We start from the raw sequence: 17,302 nt of genomic DNA, 5'->3' as shown, positions 1-17,302 counted from the left end.
ATGTGAAGAAAATCATTAGTATCGCAATTATAGTTTTAGCGTTGGTATTAAGTGGTTGTGGTGTCCCTACGAAATCAGAAGTGGCTCAAAAGTCATCGAAAGTTGAAGTGAAAGGCGAGCGACCAACGATACATTTCCTAGGACAAGCAAGTTATGAAAATGATATGAATATCGTTAAAGATCAATTGGAAAATGCAGGATTTAACGTGAAGATGAATATCCAACCAGATTATGGTAGCTATCGTACACAACGTCAAGCCGGCAATTATGATATCCAAATTGATGACTGGATGACAGTATTTGGTGACCCGAACTATGCTATGACGGCATTATTTAGTTCTACAGGATCAAATAGTTTATTGAAAGATAAACATGTAGACCAGTTGTTAAATAAAGCTTCTACTCAAAATGAAGCAGATGTTAAACAAACATATAAGCAAATTGAAGATGAAGTTGTATTTGATAAAGGGTATATGGCGCCTTTATATGGATCAAAAAAGAATTTAGTATATGACAATAAAGTGTTAGATAAAAATAGTGTTGGATTGCCAAATTCACGTGCATTAATATGGCAACAATTTGATTACAACAATAGTAGAGAACGAGATACGCGGCCACTTGTGATGACACAACAAGATGGTGAAATTCCTACATTGGATCCAATACGTTCAATTGCGCCGTCAGTATATTCAATTAATATGAATATGTACACAAGGTTATTATTATTAGATGAAAATGATCATTTAACAACGAAAGGTTCGTTAAGTCATGATTATGCTGTGAATAAGGACAATAAAGCATTTTATTTCTTGTTAAGAGATGATGATTATTTTGCGAAAGTGGTCAATGGACAAGCACGTAATACTGGAGAGCGTGTATCGGCTGAAGATGTTAAGTTTTCTTTAGATAGAGCACGTGATAAAAAGTCTGTGCCTAACAATAATACTTACAATATGCACAAACATATAAATGACATCAAGATATTAAAAGATGAGGACATCGATCAGTTGCGTAAAGAGAAAGACAAGGACGATAAATCAATCTATGATAAGTTGATTAAAGCTTATAACGTCAAATCGTTAACGACAGATGGTCAAAAAGTAAATAATAAAGACGGTATTTATCAAATTGTTAAAATTACGACAGATCAATCGATGCCTCGAGAGGTAAATTACTTAACACACTCTTCGGCAGGCATTTTATCTAAAAAATTTGTTAATCAAGTAAATCAAGAATATCCAAAAGGATATGGGGATAGCAGTACAATTCCTGCAAATTCAGATGGGAAAAATGCGCTGTATGCAAGTGGCGCATACATTATGACACAGAAAAATGCATATCAAGCAACGTTTCAACGTAATCCAGGATTCAACGAAACAGAAAAAGGTAGTTATGGACCAGCTAAAATTAAAAATATTACATTGAAGTTTAATGGTGACCCGAATAATGCATTGTCAGAACTTAGAAATCATTCAATTGATATGTTGGCAGATGTGAATCAAAAACATTTTGATTTAATTAAGTCGGATAAAAATTTAAGCATTATTCGCAAAAATGGACGCAAGTCAGTCTTTTTAATGCTAAATATTAAAAAAGGTATATTTAAGACGCATCCAAACTTGAGACAAGCAGTAGTTAATGCGATAGATCAGGATCAATTTATTAAGTTTTATCGTGGCGATAAATTTAAAATTGCATCACCGATTACACCACTTGTCGATACTGGTAACGAGCAACGTCAAGATTTAGAAAAAGTAGAAAAAGCCATTAATCAATAATGTTTTAAATATTTAACAGAAAGTAGGAGGATATAGTATGGTCATTAACTTAAATGACAAACAGACAAAAACATCTAAAGAAGGGTTAATTTCCGTATCACATCCTCTTGCGGCTAAAATTGGTAAGGATGTATTAGATCAAGGTGGCAACGCCATGGATGCAGTGATTGCAATTCAACTGGCATTGAATGTGGTAGAACCATTTGCATCAGGTATTGGTGGTGGCGGGTATTTGCTATATTATGAGCAAAGTACTGGCAGTATAACTGCGTTTGATGCGCGTGAGACAGCCCCTGCACATGTAGATAAACAATTTTATCTAGATGATTCAGGCGAATATAAATCATTTTTTGATATGACTACACATGGTAAAACTGTCGCTGTGCCAGCAATTCCAAAGCTGTTTGATTATATTCACAAGCGTTATGCTAAGTTGTCATTGGAAGATTTAATTAATCCTGCAATTGAACTAGCTATTGAAGGTCATGCAGCCAATTGGGCTACTGAAAAATATTCGCGCCAGCAACACGCACGATTGACAAAGTATTATGAAACGGCACAAGTATTTACGCATGAAAATCAATATTGGCGTGAAGGTGATTGGATTGTACAACCCGAATTAGGTAAGACATTTCAAATATTAAGAGAACAAGGGTTTAATGCATTTTATAAAGGTGACATTGCGAAACAATTAGTCAATGTTGTCAAAGCATGTGGTGGGACAATCACTTTAGAGGATCTAGCCAAATATGACATTCAGATTAAAGCGCCAATCAGTGCAACATTTAAAGACTATGACATTTATTCAATGGGACCATCTAGTTCTGGCGGTATCACGGTAATTCAAATATTGAAGTTATTAGAACATGTCGATTTACCATCTATGGGTCCAAGATCTGTCGATTACTTGCATCATTTGATACAAGCGATGCATTTAGCATATAGTGATCGCGCGCAATACTTGGCGGATGATAATTTTCATGAGGTGCCTGTACAGTCATTAATTGATGACGATTATTTAAAAGCACGCAGTACGCTCATTGATAGCAATAAAGCAAATATTGATATAGAGCATGGTGTTGTGTCTGATTGCATTAGTCATACAGATGTTGAAGAAAATCATACCGAAACAACTCATTTTTGTGTGATTGATAAGGAAGGTAATATTGCTTCATTTACGACATCAATCGGTATGATTTACGGATCGGGTATTACGATTCCAGGGTACGGCGTGTTATTGAATACCACAATGGATGGTTTTGATGTAGTAGATGGTGGTATTAACGAAATTGCACCATATAAACGACCACTAAGTAACATGGCTCCAACGATTGTGATGCATCACGGGAAGCCGATATTAACAGTAGGTGCACCTGGTGCCATAAGTATCATTGCTAGTGTTGCGCAAACATTAATCAATGTATTAGTGTTTGGCATGGATATTCAGCAGGCTATAGATGAACCTAGAATTTATAGTAGCCATCCTAATCGCATTGAATGGGAGCCTCAATTTTCACAATCTACAATATTAGCATTGATTGCACGTGGACATGCAATGGAACATAAACCAGATGCCTATATTGGAGATGTACATGGGTTACAGGTTGACTTGAATACACGTGACGCGTCGGGAGGTGCTGATGATACGAGGGAAGGCACAGTGATAGGTGGCGATGTATTATCAATTAGAAAACAACCATTACCTAGTCCGAAAATATACGATAATGACACCCATCGAGTATATTTCAATGATATGCAGTTGCCATTATATGCTGAACAAGTGCGGTGGATGCATGACAAATATTGGGTTGATGAAAGTGTTATTAGAATCATTTTCCCTGAAGTTAGTGTGCATATTGAAGATTTAAGAAGTTATGAAATCGCCGGAAAAAATTATATAGATATTGCCTGGTTGGCACGGAAGAAAGGTTATCAAGTTACCTTAAAGGATGACAGTTTATACTTAACTGATGAAACATATCATTCAGTGAAAGCAAACACAAATGCATACTATAGATATGATCGAGATAGTATCACAAGATAATTTATGTATTTGATATATAGTTTGAAGTGGATTTTGATTCTTGTTGAACGAAAGGGTTCGATTTCAAACTTTAGAGTGATGCTTGAGTGTAGTAATGTTGAAGTTGTTATAAGAAACGCTAGTCGCCTTTGTAAAATATAAAACGCCCCACAAATTCGTTTTTGATGTACACCACAATAGTTAGTCTAAAATCTAACTTGATGTGATTCGGTACAATTAAATGAATGATGTGAGGCGTTTTTATAATGTGTGATTTTAATAAATGATTTGGTTATTTCTATAATTACATCATAAGTATTAATGTTCACTTAATTTATTATAAGTAATGCTTTCTTTGTATATAATTTGGTCTTTTCCAGGACTTGAAAAATAAAAATAAAGTTTCTGATCTTGATGATTATTGCCTTTTAAATCACTCATTCCCTTTAATTCCACCTTTGTTGATGCATTTCTGGGAATATTATATCTACGTTTTAATTGTTTAACGTTTGGATTATCATTCGACAACTTACCAGATAAATTATAATAATCAGTGGTAGGATCATGTGTGACTTTCAAATCATTGCTATTTAAAATGCTTGTTAAATCACCACTTTGAATCAAAAATTGATTGTTTTCGATTTTTTGTTTCAGCGCGGGATCTTTTACGTCTTTTGTGAAAACGATTTTATTATTAACTACTTTTACTGGATAACTTTTGTATGTCGAGTCAGTAGCATTTTTTCTATCGTTTGTAGTTGTGTCATATTCACCAGTTATTTTATGTGTGTTCTTATCTACCTTTAACAACATACGGTCTTCTTTTAAAAGCTCATCTGATCCAACAACTGAATAAGAGGATTCTATATACCATGTGTCTTGATCATTATTTTCATAATGGGGATTATCGTGACCATCAATTTCATAAAGCGTTTCTAAGTTTTTAATAGGATACGTACTTAGTACTTTTTTAAGACCATCTTTCAAATGAATTTGTTCCCACTTCATTGCCAAAAACATACCGCCACTGACTACAATTGAAATAATAATAATTGCTGCTAAGTTTAACCAGAAAATTTTATGTGCTTTCATACATTCCCACCGTTTCTCAAAATACTTCATTAACACTATAATAATATATTTTGAAAAATATTTACATCAGTATTAAAGTGAATATCAAATTTTAAATTTATGAAAATAATAGATATTTATAAAAAGCGGAAAAGAGATACAATAAAAAACTGCATGACGTTGAGGAGTCACACAGTGTAATTAAAAATTTAAAATGTAGTTGCTAATTTTTCAGCATTATTAATACTAGTTGCTTTAATTTCTTCAGTCTTATGAGGTTCAGCATTGTGTCCTTCAATAATGATTGTTTCATATGATGGCACACCTAAGAATGTCATAATTGTTCTTAAATAACGGTCACCCATTTCAAAATCAGCAGCAGGTCCTTCAGTATAATATCCACCACGTGATTGAATGTGTAATACTTTTTTGTCAGTTAACAAACCTTGAGGTCCTTCAGCAGAATATTTAAAAGTTTTACCTGCAATTGAAATAGCATCAATATATGCTTTAACTACAGGTGGGAAAGAAAGGTTCCACATAGGCGTTACAAATACATATTTATCTGCACTTAAAAATTCTTCTAAAATGTCACTCAATCTTGAAACTTTCATTTGTTCATCATCAGTTAACGTTTCGCCATTACTCATTTTTCCCCAACCAGTTAATACATCTTTGTCAATAACTGGAATATAAGTTTCAAATAAATCAATATGTTTCACTTCATCATCAGGATGTTGTTGTTGATATGTTTCGATAAATGCTTTACCAGCCGCCATAGAATTTGATACCAGTTCATTAAAAGGGTGTGCTGTAATATATAATACTTTTGCCATTTGAAAATTCTCCTCTGTTTCTGTTATTTTCTTGAGTATAATTATTATATTAGATATAAAATTTGATATCAATAAAAATATTCAAATTACCATCATTTTCTTCATCTATATTTGGCAGTACTACTAAAGTATGAGTGCATTTAATTATGAAATAGTTGATTTAGAATATATACTTAATACCCAAAATATATGAAGGATGGATGCCACTATGACAAAGCGACCAAAACGTATTTTGGCAACAATTATCATTTTTCTTTCACTATTATTTACGTTTATTTATATAGATGACATTCAAAAATGGTTTAACCAATATACCGATAAATTGACACAAAATCATAAAGGACAAGGACACTCAAAATGGGAAGACTTTTTTAGAGGGAGTAGGATTACTGAGACTTTTGGCAAATATCAACATTCACCATTTGATGGTAAGCATTATGGCATTGATTTTGCATTGCCAAAAGGTACACCAATTAAAGCGCCGACGAATGGTAAAGTAACACGTATCTTTAATAATGAATTAGGCGGCAAGGTATTACAGATTGCCGAAGACAATGGAGAATATCACCAGTGGTATCTACACTTAGACAAATATAATGTCAAAGTAGGTGATCGAGTTAAAGCAGGTGATATTATTGCATATTCAGGCAATACAGGTAAACAAACGACAGGCGCACATTTACATTTTCAAAGAATGAAGGGTGGCGTAGGTAATGCATATGCAGAAGATCCTAAACCGTTTATCGATCAGTTACCTGATGGGGAACGTAGCCTATATGATTTGTAGTTATAGAAGAGTGCCCGCAGTCTAAAAAATTAAGCAATCATTGTGTGAGTATGATACTTACATAATGGTTGCTTTTTTCAATGAAAATCGTAATGCTAAGTCATACTTGTTTGATTTAGATATTACTTAAAATGTAAGACAAGGTTGTTTGCATTGGCAGTGAAATATCGCACATAAAAAACATTATTGTCACACTAGAAAATAGTTGTGCACTATATCAATTTTCTGTATAAAAGTTTAATTCTGACAGTAATGTAAACGTTTACAATTTATGATTGACATTAATAATGACTGAATATATGATTTATGTAAGTATTTGTGCAAACGTTTTCACAAAGTGTATTGCACAATCAAACTGTAAACAAAGTATGGGAGGCATAACATGGCAGAACTAAAGTTAGAGCATATTAAAAAGACGTATGATAACAACAATACTGTAGTGAAAGATTTTAATCTACATATTACTGACAAAGAATTCATTGTATTTGTTGGACCATCGGGATGTGGTAAATCAACAACATTACGAATGGTTGCTGGACTAGAGTCTATCACATCTGGAGATTTTTATATTGATGGGGAACGCATGAACGATGTTGAACCAAAGAATAGAGATATTGCGATGGTATTTCAAAACTATGCATTATATCCACATATGACTGTTTTTGAAAATATGGCATTTGGGCTAAAGCTACGTAAAGTAAATAAAAAAGAGATTGAACAAAAAGTTAATGAAGCAGCTGAAATATTAGGATTAACTGAGTATCTTGGTCGTAAACCAAAAGCGTTATCTGGCGGACAGCGTCAACGTGTTGCTTTGGGCAGAGCTATTGTTAGGGATGCGAAAGTCTTTTTAATGGATGAACCATTATCGAATCTTGATGCGAAGCTTCGAGTACAAATGCGCACAGAAATATTGAAATTACATAAGCGACTTAATACTACGACAATTTATGTTACACATGATCAAACTGAAGCATTGACGATGGCTAGTCGAATTGTTGTTTTGAAAGATGGCGACATTATGCAAGTCGGCACACCTAGAGAAATATATGATGCCCCTAATTGCATATTTGTGGCGCAATTTATCGGCTCACCAGCAATGAATATGTTGAATGCTACAGTTGAAATGGACGGATTGAAGGTAGGAACACACCATTTTAAATTACATAATAAAAAATTTGAAAAGTTAAAAGCTGCTGGCTACTTAGACAAGGAAATTATTTTAGGTATTCGAGCTGAAGACATTCATGAAGAACCAATATTTATTCAAACTTCTCCAGAGACACAATTTGAATCTGAAGTAGTTGTATCCGAACTGTTAGGTTCAGAAATTATGGTACATAGCACATTCCAAGGAATGGAATTGATTTCTAAATTAGATTCAAGAACACAAGTGATGGCGAACGACAAGATTACACTAGCATTTGATATGAATAAGTGTCACTTTTTTGATGAAAAAACAGGAAATCGTATCGTCTAAGGGGGAGTATTCATGTCTAAAATTTTAAAATGTGTCACGTTAGCCGTGGTAATGTTATTAATCGTAACTGCATGTGGCCCTAATCGTTCGAAAGAAGATATTGATAAAGCATTGAATAAAGATAATTCTAAAGACAAGCCTAACCAACTTACGATGTGGGTGGATGGCGACAAGCAAATGGCGTTTTATAAAAAAATTACGGATCAATATACTAAAAAAACTGGCATCAAAGTAAAGCTTGTAAATATTGGTCAAAATGATCAACTAGAAAATATTTCGCTAGACGCTCCTGCAGGAAAAGGTCCAGATATCTTTTTCTTAGCACATGATAATACTGGAAGTGCCTATCTACAAGGCTTAGCTGCTGAAATCAAATTATCAAAAGATGAGTTGAAAGGTTTCAATAAGCAAGCACTTAAAGCGATGAATTATGACAATAAGCAACTAGCATTGCCAGCTATCGTAGAAACAACCGCACTTTTCTATAATAAAAAATTAGTGAAAAATGCACCGCAAACGTTAGAAGAAGTTGAAGCTAATGCTGCCAAGCTAACTGATAGTAAAAAGAAACAATACGGTATGTTATTTGATGCTAAAAATTTCTATTTTAATTATCCGTTTTTATTCGGCAATGATGATTATATTTTCAAGAAAAATGGCAGTGAATATGATATTCATCAGCTAGGACTAAATTCAAAACATGTCGTCAAAAATGCTGAACGATTACAAAAATGGTACGACAAAGGGTATCTTCCTAAGGCAGCAACACATGATGTCATGATTGGTCTTTTTAAAGAAGGAAAAGTAGGACAATTTGTCACTGGACCGTGGAACATTAATGAATATCAAGAAACGTTTGGTAAAGATTTAGGAGTAACAACATTACCTACAGATGGTGGCAAACCTATGAAACCATTTCTCGGTGTACGTGGTTGGTATTTATCTGAATATAGTAAACATAAGTATTGGGCTAAAGATTTAATGCTGTATATCACTAGTAAAGATACATTACAAAAATATACAGATGAAATGAGCGAAATTACTGGACGTGTTGACGTGAAATCATCTAATCCAAATTTAAAAGTGTTTGAAAAGCAAGCACGTCATGCTGAACCGATGCCTAATATTCCTGAAATGCGACAAGTTTGGGAACCGATGGGCAATGCAAGCATATTTATTTCAAATGGTAAGAATCCTAAACAAGCGTTAGATGAGGCGACGAATGATATAACGCAAAATATTAAGATTCTTCATCCATCACAAAATGATAAGAAAGGAGATTAGTTATGACGAAACGTAACCCTAAATTAGCGGCATTATTATCTGTTATACCTGGTTTGGGACAGTTTTATAATAAAAGACCCATTAAAGGGACGATATTTTTTATCTTTTTCATCAGTTTTATTTCTGTTTTTTATAGCTTTTTAAATATTGGTTTTTGGGGATTGTTCACATTAGGGACAGTACCTAAGTTAGACGATTCTCGTGTCTTACTTGCACAAGGTATTATTTCTATCTTACTCGTTGCTTTCGCAATCATGCTATATATCATTAATATTTTAGATGCATATCGTAATGCTGAACGATTTAATCGCAATGAGGAAATAAAGGATCCGAAGGCGCGTATGGTGGCAACATGGGACAAGACGTTCCCATACTTACTAATCTCACCAGGTACATTCTTATTGATATTTGTAGTTGTATTTCCATTAATATTTATGTTTGGAGTAGCATTTACAAACTACAATTTATACAACGCGCCTCCGAGACACACATTAGAATGGGTTGGTTTAGATAACTTTAAAACGTTATTCACAATTGGCGTTTGGCGCAAAACATTTTTCAGTGTTATTACTTGGACATTAGTATGGACGCTTGTTGCAACGACACTTCAAATTGCATTAGGGCTGTTTTTGGCAATTATTGTAAATCACCCTGTCGTCAAAGGTAAGAAATTTATCCGTACTGTGTTAATCCTACCTTGGGCTGTACCATCATTTGTGACAATTTTAATATTTGTAGCGTTATTTAATGATGAATTTGGTGCGATAAATAATGATATTTTGCAACCTTTATTAGGTGTAGCACCAGCATGGTTAAGTGATCCGTTTTGGGCAAAAGTGGCATTAATCGGCATTCAAGTATGGCTTGGATTCCCATTTGTCTTTGCACTGTTCACTGGAGTACTGCAAAGTATTTCATCAGATTGGTACGAAGCAGCAGATATGGATGGTGCGTCTAGTTGGCAAAAGTTTAGAAACATCACATTCCCGCATGTCATTTACGCCACAGCGCCATTGTTAATTATGCAATATGCAGGTAATTTCAATAATTTTAATCTTATTTATCTATTTAATAAAGGCGGTCCACCAGTGTCAGGGCAGAATGCTGGTAGTACAGATATCTTGATATCTTGGGTGTATAATCTGACATTTGAGTTTAACAACTTCAACATGGGTGCAGTTGTGTCATTAATTATTGGATTTATTGTTGCTATTGTCGCATTTATTCAATTCAGACGTACAAGTACATTTAAAGATGAGGGAGGTTTATAAGATGACAAAGAAGAAAAACATATTAAAAGCAATCGGTATTTACAGTTTTATAGCGATGATGTTTGTCATCATTTTATATCCACTACTGTGGACATTTGGCATTTCCCTTAATCCAGGTACGAACTTGTATGGTGCCAAAATGATACCAGACAATGCAACATTTAAAAATTATGCATTCTTACTATTCGATGACAGTAGTCAATACCTGACTTGGTATAAAAATACGCTTATCGTAGCATCTGCAAATGCACTGTTTAGTGTGATATTTGTCACGTTAACAGCATATGCTTTTTCTAGATATCGCTTTGTTGGTCGTAAATACGGGCTGATTACATTTTTGATTTTACAAATGTTCCCTGTATTAATGGCAATGGTCGCAATCTATATTTTGCTAAATACAATTGGTTTATTAGATTCTTTATTTGGACTAACACTGGTATATATTGGTGGATCAATACCGATGAATGCCTTTTTAGTGAAAGGTTACTTCGATACGATTCCAAAAGAACTTGATGAATCTGCCAAAATTGATGGTGCAGGGCATATGCGTATTTTCTTACAAATTATGCTTCCATTAGCTAAGCCGATTTTAGCAGTTGTTGCTTTGTTCAATTTTATGGGACCATTTATGGACTTTATATTACCTAAAATACTATTAAGAAGTCCTGAAAAATTCACATTAGCAGTTGGATTGTTCAACTTTATTAATGATAAGTATGCAAATAATTTCACAGTGTTTGCAGCAGGGGCAATTATGATTGCAGTACCTATAGCAATCGTATTCTTGTTCTTGCAACGCTATTTAGTATCAGGTTTAACAACAGGTGCGACAAAAGGTTAGTTTGAAATTAGGAGTGGGGCAGAATTGATAAAGAACCACTAATGACGATAAAGATTAAAAGGAGGACGTTATGATGACGATTAAAGTTGGAATCATTGGGTGTGGTGGTATTGCGAATGGCAAGCACATGCCAAGTTTACAAAAAGTTGAAAATGTTGAAATGATCGCATTTTGTGACGTAGACATTTCGAAAGCAGCGAGTGCGGCAGAAGCATACGGAACTGACAATGCAAAGGTTTATGATGATTACAAAGCATTGTTAAAAGATGACACGATTGATGTTATCCATGTTTGTACGCCAAATGACTCGCATTGTGAAATTACTGTAGCAGGGTTGCATGCCGGTAAGCATGTGATGTGTGAAAAACCAATGGCTAAAACGACAGCAGAAGCTCAAAAAATGATAGATACAGCTAAATCAACAGGTAAAAAATTAACAATAGGTTATCAAAATCGCTTCAGACCAGATAGTCAATTTTTACATCAAGCAGCGCAACGTGGCGACTTAGGAGACATTTACTTCGGAAAGGCACATGCCATTCGTCGTCGTGCAGTACCGACATGGGGTGTCTTTCTAGACGAAGAAGCTCAAGGTGGAGGACCATTAATCGATATCGGTACACACGCTTTAGATTTAACGTTATGGATGATGGATAATTATGAGCCAGAATCAGTGATGGGTTCAACATTCCATAAATTAAATAAACAGCATCATGCGGCAAACGCTTGGGGTTCATGGAATCCAGATGAATTTACAGTTGAAGATTCTGCGTTTGGATTTATTAAAATGAAGAATGGAGCGACGATCATTTTAGAATCCGCTTGGGCGATTAATTCTTTAGAAGTGGATGAGGCAAAATGTTCATTATCAGGAACTAAAGCAGGTGCTGATATGAAAGATGGTCTACGTATTCATGGTGAAGACATGGGTACACTTTATACCAAACACGTTGAATTGGAAAACAAAGGCGTCGACTTTTATGAAGGTAATGAAGTGGATGAAGCTGAAGAAGAAGCAAAAGCTTGGATTGATGCAGTTGTAAATGATACTGAACCAGTTGTGAAACCGGAACAAGCAATGGTAGTTACAAAAATTCTTGAAGCGATTTATCAGTCTGCAAAATCAGGCAAAGCAATTTACTTTGAATAACATCATACGGTAAGGAGGCACATCATGACAAAATTAAAAGTTGGTGTGATAGGTGTTGGTGGTATTGCACAAGACCGTCATATTCCAGCATTGCTGAAACTCAAAGACACAGTCTCATTAGTTGCAGTACAAGATATTAATACAGTGCAGATGATTGATGTTGCGAAGCGCTTTAATATACCTCATGCAGTTGAGACACCTAGCGAGCTGTTTAAACTTGTTGATGCGGTGGTCATTTGTACACCCAATAAATTCCATGCTGATCTTTCTATAGAAGCATTGAACCATGGTGTCCATGTCTTATGCGAAAAGCCAATGGCAATGACGACGGAAGAGTGTGATCGCATGATTGAAGCGGCTAATAAAAATCACAAATTATTAACTGTCGCTTATCATTATCGTCACACAGATGTCGCTATGACTGCTAAAAAAGCAATTGAAGCAGGTGTGGTTGGTAAACCATTAGTAGCACGTGTACAAGCGATGCGTAGGCGTAAAGTACCTGGGTGGGGCGTTTTTACCAATAAAGCGTTGCAAGGTGGCGGTAGTTTAATCGATTATGGTTGCCACTTGTTAGACTTATCTTTGTGGCTATTAGGTAAAGATATGGTGCCGCATGAAGTGCTAGGAAAAACATATAATCAATTGAGCAAACAACCGAATCAAATTAATGATTGGGGAACATTTGATCACACTAAATTTGATGTCGATGATCATGTTACTAGTTATATGACATTTGCCAATCGAGCAAGCATGCAGTTTGAATGTTCGTGGTCTGCAAATATAAAGGAAGATAAGGTACACGTTAGTTTATCAGGAGAAGATGGCGGTATCAATTTATTTCCATTTGAAATATATGAGCCCCGCTTTGGAACTATTTTTGAAAGCAAAGCTAATGTTGAGCATAACGAAGACATTGCTGGTGAGAGACAGGCGCGTAACTTTGTCAATGCGTGTTTAGGTATAGAAGAGATTGTGGTGAAACCGGAAGAAGCACGCAATGTAAATGCCCTTATAGAAGCGATTTATCGTAGCGATCTTGATAACAAGAGCATACAACTTTAATGATTATTATATATAATACAAAATTCTCAATATAAAAAGAAGGAGTGCTTTTCAATGAAAATAGGTGTATTTTCAGTATTATTTTACGATAAAAATTTTGAAGATATGTTAGATTATGTCGCAGAATCTGGATTGGATATGATTGAAGTTGGAACAGGTGGTAACCCAGGAGATAAATTTTGTAAGTTAGATGAGTTGTTAGAAAATGAAGACAAGCGACAAGCATTTATGAAGTCAATCACAGACAGAGGCTTACAAATAAGTGGTTTCAGTTGTCATAACAATCCAATTTCTCCAGATCCGATAGAAGCGAAAGAAGCCGATGAAACGTTACGTAAAACAATCCGTTTAGCAAATCTATTAGACGTGCCAGTTGTTAATACATTTTCTGGCATTGCAGGGTCAGATGATACCGCTAAAAAGCCTAATTGGCCTGTTACACCTTGGCCAACAGCCTACTCTGAAATTTATGATTATCAGTGGAATGAAAAGTTGATACCATATTGGCAAGATTTAGCTGAGTTTGCAAAAGAGCAAGAAGTAAAAATTGCCATAGAGTTACATGCAGGATTTTTAGTTCATACACCATATACGATGTTAAAGTTACGTGAGGCTACAAATGAATATATCGGTGCTAACTTAGATCCTAGTCATTTATGGTGGCAAGGTATTGATCCAATTGCTGCGATTCGCATATTAGGCCAAGCAAATGCAATTCATCACTTCCATGCTAAAGATACGTATATTAATCAAGAAAATGTAAATATGTATGGTCTAACTGATATGCAACCATATGGTAACGTTGCGACAAGAGCATGGACATTCCGTACAGTTGGTTATGGACATAGTCCATATGTATGGGCAGATATCATAAGTCAACTTATTATTAATGGATATGATTATGTATTAAGTATTGAACATGAAGATCCTATTATGTCAGTAGAAGAAGGTTTCCAAAAAGCTTGTCAAACTTTGAAATCTGTTAATATTTACGACAAGCCAGCAGACATGTGGTGGGCATAATACGAACTCGAGGTTAGTCTGAAGTTTGTCTGAAGTAAGACTGGTGGCAGTGTTGAATGAATGCATATGTCGCCAAGCCATTGCCAAAAATTTCACACCTTAAATCATGTCATTGTTTGTAAAGAAGGTGTACTTTATATAAGTGTTTAGCGATGGTCATACCCATTCACAGTAACAATCCTCACCATTGAAAAGAGTATATAACCTTTTCGATAGTGAGGTATATGATAATAAAAAAAGCCTGTTGTCACAATGGTCATAGACACGACATACTTTAAAGGCTTCTGAATATAATATTTCAGAACGCACTTTAAAGATGGACGTCGATGTCGACTAATGTGATGACAGGCTTTCATCTTTTTAAATATTCATTAATTTCTCTTCTTGTTTAATACGTACATATAAGAAATACGCATACGGTACTAATAAAATAGTTGTATATGTTGCGTGTGTTAATAATAATACACCGATTAATTCAGGAATGATGTTTAAGAAGTAATTTGGGTGTTTTGTAATTTTATATAATCCAGATTTAATAATAGGATGGTTAGGTAAAATGAATAATTTTAATGTCCAAATACCACCTAAAGTTTTAATAACCATAAATAACATGATATAAGCAAAGATTAATATAACTAAGCCAATACCATTTGCAAAGCTAAATGTATCTTTATTAATAAATGCCTCTACACCAGCCAATACATAAATTAAAACGTGTGTTATTGCTAAAAACTTCGAATTTTTAACGCCATATTCAACTGCACCGTCTGCTTTTAATTGTTTTGAGTGATTAATAGATATCTTTAAGCTGACAAGTCTGATACAGAAAAAGATAAGTAATATAGATAGAATCATGATGTCCTCCGTCATTATGTCATATGTATAAGCGTTGATTTTGACAACATAAAGTATTTTATAGATAAAACTTGTCAAATACTATTAACTATTTATTAATTTTAGTACATAAATATGTTTCTAAGTATGTGTTTATGTTCAGTATTTTGGATAATTTAATAATTTTAAGGATATTAAGCGCTTACACCGACGTGATATATTTGGCTTAACGAAAATGATTGAGGTGACAGAGATGAACTTTTTTGATATCCATAAGATTCCGAACAAAGGCATTCCATTATCGGTACAACGTAAATTATGGCTTAGAAACTTCATGCAAGCTTTCTTTGTAGTGTTCTTTGTTTATATGGCTATGTATTTAATTCGAAACAACTTTAAGGCGGCCCAACCGTTTTTAAAAGAGGAAATTGGATTATCTACATTAGAACTTGGTTATATCGGATTAGCATTTAGTATCACGTACGGTTTAGGGAAAACATTACTTGGATATTTTGTCGATGGACGTAACACAAAACGTATTATCTCGTTCTTACTTATCTTATCTGCGATTACAGTTTTAATTATGGGATTTGTTTTAAGTTACTTTGGTTCTGTAATGGGATTATTAATTGTACTTTGGGGACTTAACGGGGTGTTCCAATCAGTTGGTGGACCTGCAAGTTATTCAACGATTTCAAGATGGGCGCCAAGAACGAAACGTGGCCGATACTTAGGATTTTGGAATACATCACATAATATCGGTGGTGCCATTGCAGGTGGTGTTGCACTTTGGGGTGCTAATGTATTCTTCCATGGAAATGTTATAGGGATGTTCATTTTCCCATCGGTGATTGCATTACTTATTGGTATCGCAACATTATTTATCGGAAAAGATGATCCAGAAGAATTAGGATGGAATCGTGCTGAAGAAATTTGGGAAGAGCCGGTCGATAAAGAAAATATTGATTCTCAAGGTATGACGAAATGGGAGATCTTTAAAAAATATATCCTGGGAAATCCTGTTATATGGATTCTATGTGTTTCAAACGTCTTTGTATACATTGTACGAATCGGTATTGATAACTGGGCACCGTTATATGTGTCAGAGCATTTACACTTTAGTAAAGGCGATGCAGTTAATACGATATTCTACTTTGAAATTGGTGCATTAGTTGCAAGTTTATTATGGGGCTACGTATCAGACTTATTAAAAGGTCGTCGTGCAATTGTAGCTATTGGCTGTATGTTTATGATTACATTTGTTGTCTTATTCTACACAAATGCTACAAGTGTCATGATGGTTAACATTTCATTGTTTGCATTAGGTGCGTTAATCTTTGGTCCGCAATTATTAATTGGTGTATCATTGACTGGTTTTGTTCCTAAAAATGCCATCAGTGTAGCAAACGGAATGACAGGTTCATTCGCGTATCTATTCGGTGACTCAATGGCGAAAGTTGGTTTGGCGGCTATTGCTGATCCAACACGTAACGGTTTAAACATCTTTGGATATACATTAAGTGGATGGACAGATGTTTTCATCGTCTTCTATGTTGCATTATTCCTAGGCATGATTCTATTAGGAATCGTTGCTTTCTATGAAGAAAAGAAAATTAGAAGTTTAAAAATTTAATATAAATCGGATTAAAAGTATCGCCAATCTATTGCAATATAGTTGGCAATCCTGCCCCGACGGCATGTGCGTGAAGAGATGAAAGATACTGCTTCTACCCTTGCAAATATATCATCTCTATGTCTCGGGGCAGATCATAATTCCCTGTTATGAAGTATCCTTATTTGCCCGACTTAGGGTGACTCAATGAATTTACTCCTTACAATAAAGACATATAGCGGTGTCA

The 17,302-nt window shown here is 34.7% G+C and carries 14 protein-coding genes; 11 read left to right on the top strand and 3 right to left on the bottom strand.

The genetic code is table 11. The annotated features are described in order from the left end of the window. Positions 1-2: 2 nt before the first annotated feature. Entirely contained in the window at positions 3-1,778 is a 1,776-nt protein-coding gene (locus HMPREF3247_RS01260; RefSeq protein ID WP_000720804.1) for an ABC transporter substrate-binding protein, read from the top strand. Between the two features lie 37 nt (positions 1,779-1,815). Beyond that, positions 1,816-3,822 carry a gamma-glutamyltransferase gene (ggt, locus tag HMPREF3247_RS01255; protein WP_000236408.1) on the top strand — a complete coding sequence of 669 codons (2,007 nt, stop codon included), beginning with the start codon at positions 1,816-1,818 and terminating at the stop codon, positions 3,820-3,822. Between the two features lie 297 nt (positions 3,823-4,119). Here the strand turns inward: ggt and HMPREF3247_RS01250 are convergent, their stop codons facing one another. Both HMPREF3247_RS01250 and HMPREF3247_RS01245 read right to left on the bottom strand, forming a co-directional pair. Beyond that, positions 4,120-4,893: a tandem-type lipoprotein gene (locus HMPREF3247_RS01250; protein ID WP_000643622.1), complete on the bottom strand. Its 774-nt coding sequence runs from the start codon at positions 4,891-4,893 to the stop codon at positions 4,120-4,122. A gap of 188 nt (positions 4,894-5,081) precedes the next feature. Further along, a complete protein-coding gene (locus tag HMPREF3247_RS01245) occupies positions 5,082-5,708 on the bottom strand; it encodes an FMN-dependent NADH-azoreductase (RefSeq protein WP_001151451.1) in 627 nt (208 codons plus the stop codon). A gap of 208 nt (positions 5,709-5,916) precedes the next feature. Here HMPREF3247_RS01245 and HMPREF3247_RS01240 point away from each other — a divergent pair, with 208 nt between their 5' ends. The 8 genes from HMPREF3247_RS01240 to HMPREF3247_RS01205 all read left to right on the top strand — a co-directional run bounded on the left by HMPREF3247_RS01240 (position 5,917) and on the right by HMPREF3247_RS01205 (position 14,609). Continuing rightward, positions 5,917-6,495 (top strand): M23 family metallopeptidase, encoded by a 579-nt coding sequence (locus tag HMPREF3247_RS01240; protein WP_000166906.1) that lies wholly within the window; start codon positions 5,917-5,919, stop codon positions 6,493-6,495. Positions 6,496-6,877: 382 nt separating this feature from the next. Continuing rightward, the gene (locus HMPREF3247_RS01235) at positions 6,878-7,975 is read left to right on the top strand and encodes an ABC transporter ATP-binding protein (RefSeq protein WP_000818914.1); all 1,098 of its coding nucleotides are present in this window, start codon (positions 6,878-6,880) and stop codon (positions 7,973-7,975) included. Between the two features lie 12 nt (positions 7,976-7,987). Then, a complete protein-coding gene (locus HMPREF3247_RS01230; RefSeq protein WP_000034973.1) occupies positions 7,988-9,259 on the top strand; it encodes a maltodextrin ABC transporter substrate-binding protein in 1,272 nt (423 codons plus the stop codon). Positions 9,260-9,261: 2 nt separating this feature from the next. Further along, the gene (locus HMPREF3247_RS01225) at positions 9,262-10,530 is read left to right on the top strand and encodes a sugar ABC transporter permease (RefSeq protein WP_000166888.1); all 1,269 of its coding nucleotides are present in this window, start codon (positions 9,262-9,264) and stop codon (positions 10,528-10,530) included. Position 10,531: 1 nt separating this feature from the next. Next, positions 10,532-11,371, top strand: a complete 840-nt coding sequence (locus HMPREF3247_RS01220; protein ID WP_000162661.1) for a sugar ABC transporter permease — start codon at positions 10,532-10,534, stop codon at positions 11,369-11,371. 73 nt (positions 11,372-11,444) lie between these two features. Further along, positions 11,445-12,521, top strand: a complete 1,077-nt coding sequence (locus HMPREF3247_RS01215) for a Gfo/Idh/MocA family protein (protein ID WP_000153474.1) — start codon at positions 11,445-11,447, stop codon at positions 12,519-12,521. Positions 12,522-12,545: 24 nt separating this feature from the next. Continuing rightward, positions 12,546-13,586, top strand: a complete 1,041-nt coding sequence (locus HMPREF3247_RS01210) for a Gfo/Idh/MocA family protein (protein WP_000163812.1) — start codon at positions 12,546-12,548, stop codon at positions 13,584-13,586. 54 nt (positions 13,587-13,640) lie between these two features. Then, positions 13,641-14,609 (top strand): sugar phosphate isomerase/epimerase family protein, encoded by a 969-nt coding sequence (locus HMPREF3247_RS01205; RefSeq protein WP_000690406.1) that lies wholly within the window; start codon positions 13,641-13,643, stop codon positions 14,607-14,609. Positions 14,610-14,969: 360 nt separating this feature from the next. On the opposite strand, the gene HMPREF3247_RS01200 is transcribed toward HMPREF3247_RS01205, so the two are convergent. Next, positions 14,970-15,464 (bottom strand): isoprenylcysteine carboxyl methyltransferase family protein, encoded by a 495-nt coding sequence (locus HMPREF3247_RS01200; RefSeq protein ID WP_000603755.1) that lies wholly within the window; start codon positions 15,462-15,464, stop codon positions 14,970-14,972. A gap of 232 nt (positions 15,465-15,696) precedes the next feature. Here HMPREF3247_RS01200 and uhpT point away from each other — a divergent pair, with 232 nt between their 5' ends. Beyond that, entirely contained in the window at positions 15,697-17,076 is a 1,380-nt protein-coding gene (gene uhpT / locus HMPREF3247_RS01195) for a hexose-6-phosphate:phosphate antiporter (protein WP_001008722.1), read from the top strand. Positions 17,077-17,302: the final 226 nt, after the last annotated feature.

The sequence above is a fragment of the Staphylococcus sp. HMSC36A10 genome (assembly GCF_001838845.1).
Lineage (GTDB): Bacteria > Bacillota > Bacilli > Staphylococcales > Staphylococcaceae > Staphylococcus > Staphylococcus aureus.
The sequence above is the reverse complement of the archived record's forward strand: the minus strand, read 5'-3'. Positions and strand labels throughout refer to the sequence as shown.

Bases quoted from the DNA above. Each gene is read 5' to 3' on its own strand.
- ggt (WP_000236408.1), top strand. From the start codon at position 1,816: ATGGTCATTAACTTAAATGACAAACAGACAAAAACATCTAAAGAAGGG.
- HMPREF3247_RS01250 (WP_000643622.1), bottom strand. From the start codon at position 4,893: ATGAAAGCACATAAAATTTTCTGGTTAAACTTAGCAGCAATTATTATT.
- HMPREF3247_RS01245 (WP_001151451.1), bottom strand. From the start codon at position 5,708: ATGGCAAAAGTATTATATATTACAGCACACCCTTTTAATGAACTGGTA.
- HMPREF3247_RS01240 (WP_000166906.1), top strand. From the start codon at position 5,917: ATGACAAAGCGACCAAAACGTATTTTGGCAACAATTATCATTTTTCTT.
- HMPREF3247_RS01235 (WP_000818914.1), top strand. From the start codon at position 6,878: ATGGCAGAACTAAAGTTAGAGCATATTAAAAAGACGTATGATAACAAC.
- HMPREF3247_RS01230 (WP_000034973.1), top strand. From the start codon at position 7,988: ATGTCTAAAATTTTAAAATGTGTCACGTTAGCCGTGGTAATGTTATTA.
- HMPREF3247_RS01225 (WP_000166888.1), top strand. From the start codon at position 9,262: ATGACGAAACGTAACCCTAAATTAGCGGCATTATTATCTGTTATACCT.
- HMPREF3247_RS01220 (WP_000162661.1), top strand. From the start codon at position 10,532: ATGACAAAGAAGAAAAACATATTAAAAGCAATCGGTATTTACAGTTTT.
- HMPREF3247_RS01215 (WP_000153474.1), top strand. From the start codon at position 11,445: ATGACGATTAAAGTTGGAATCATTGGGTGTGGTGGTATTGCGAATGGC.
- HMPREF3247_RS01210 (WP_000163812.1), top strand. From the start codon at position 12,546: ATGACAAAATTAAAAGTTGGTGTGATAGGTGTTGGTGGTATTGCACAA.
- HMPREF3247_RS01205 (WP_000690406.1), top strand. From the start codon at position 13,641: ATGAAAATAGGTGTATTTTCAGTATTATTTTACGATAAAAATTTTGAA.
- HMPREF3247_RS01200 (WP_000603755.1), bottom strand. From the start codon at position 15,464: ATGATTCTATCTATATTACTTATCTTTTTCTGTATCAGACTTGTCAGC.
- uhpT (WP_001008722.1), top strand. From the start codon at position 15,697: ATGAACTTTTTTGATATCCATAAGATTCCGAACAAAGGCATTCCATTA.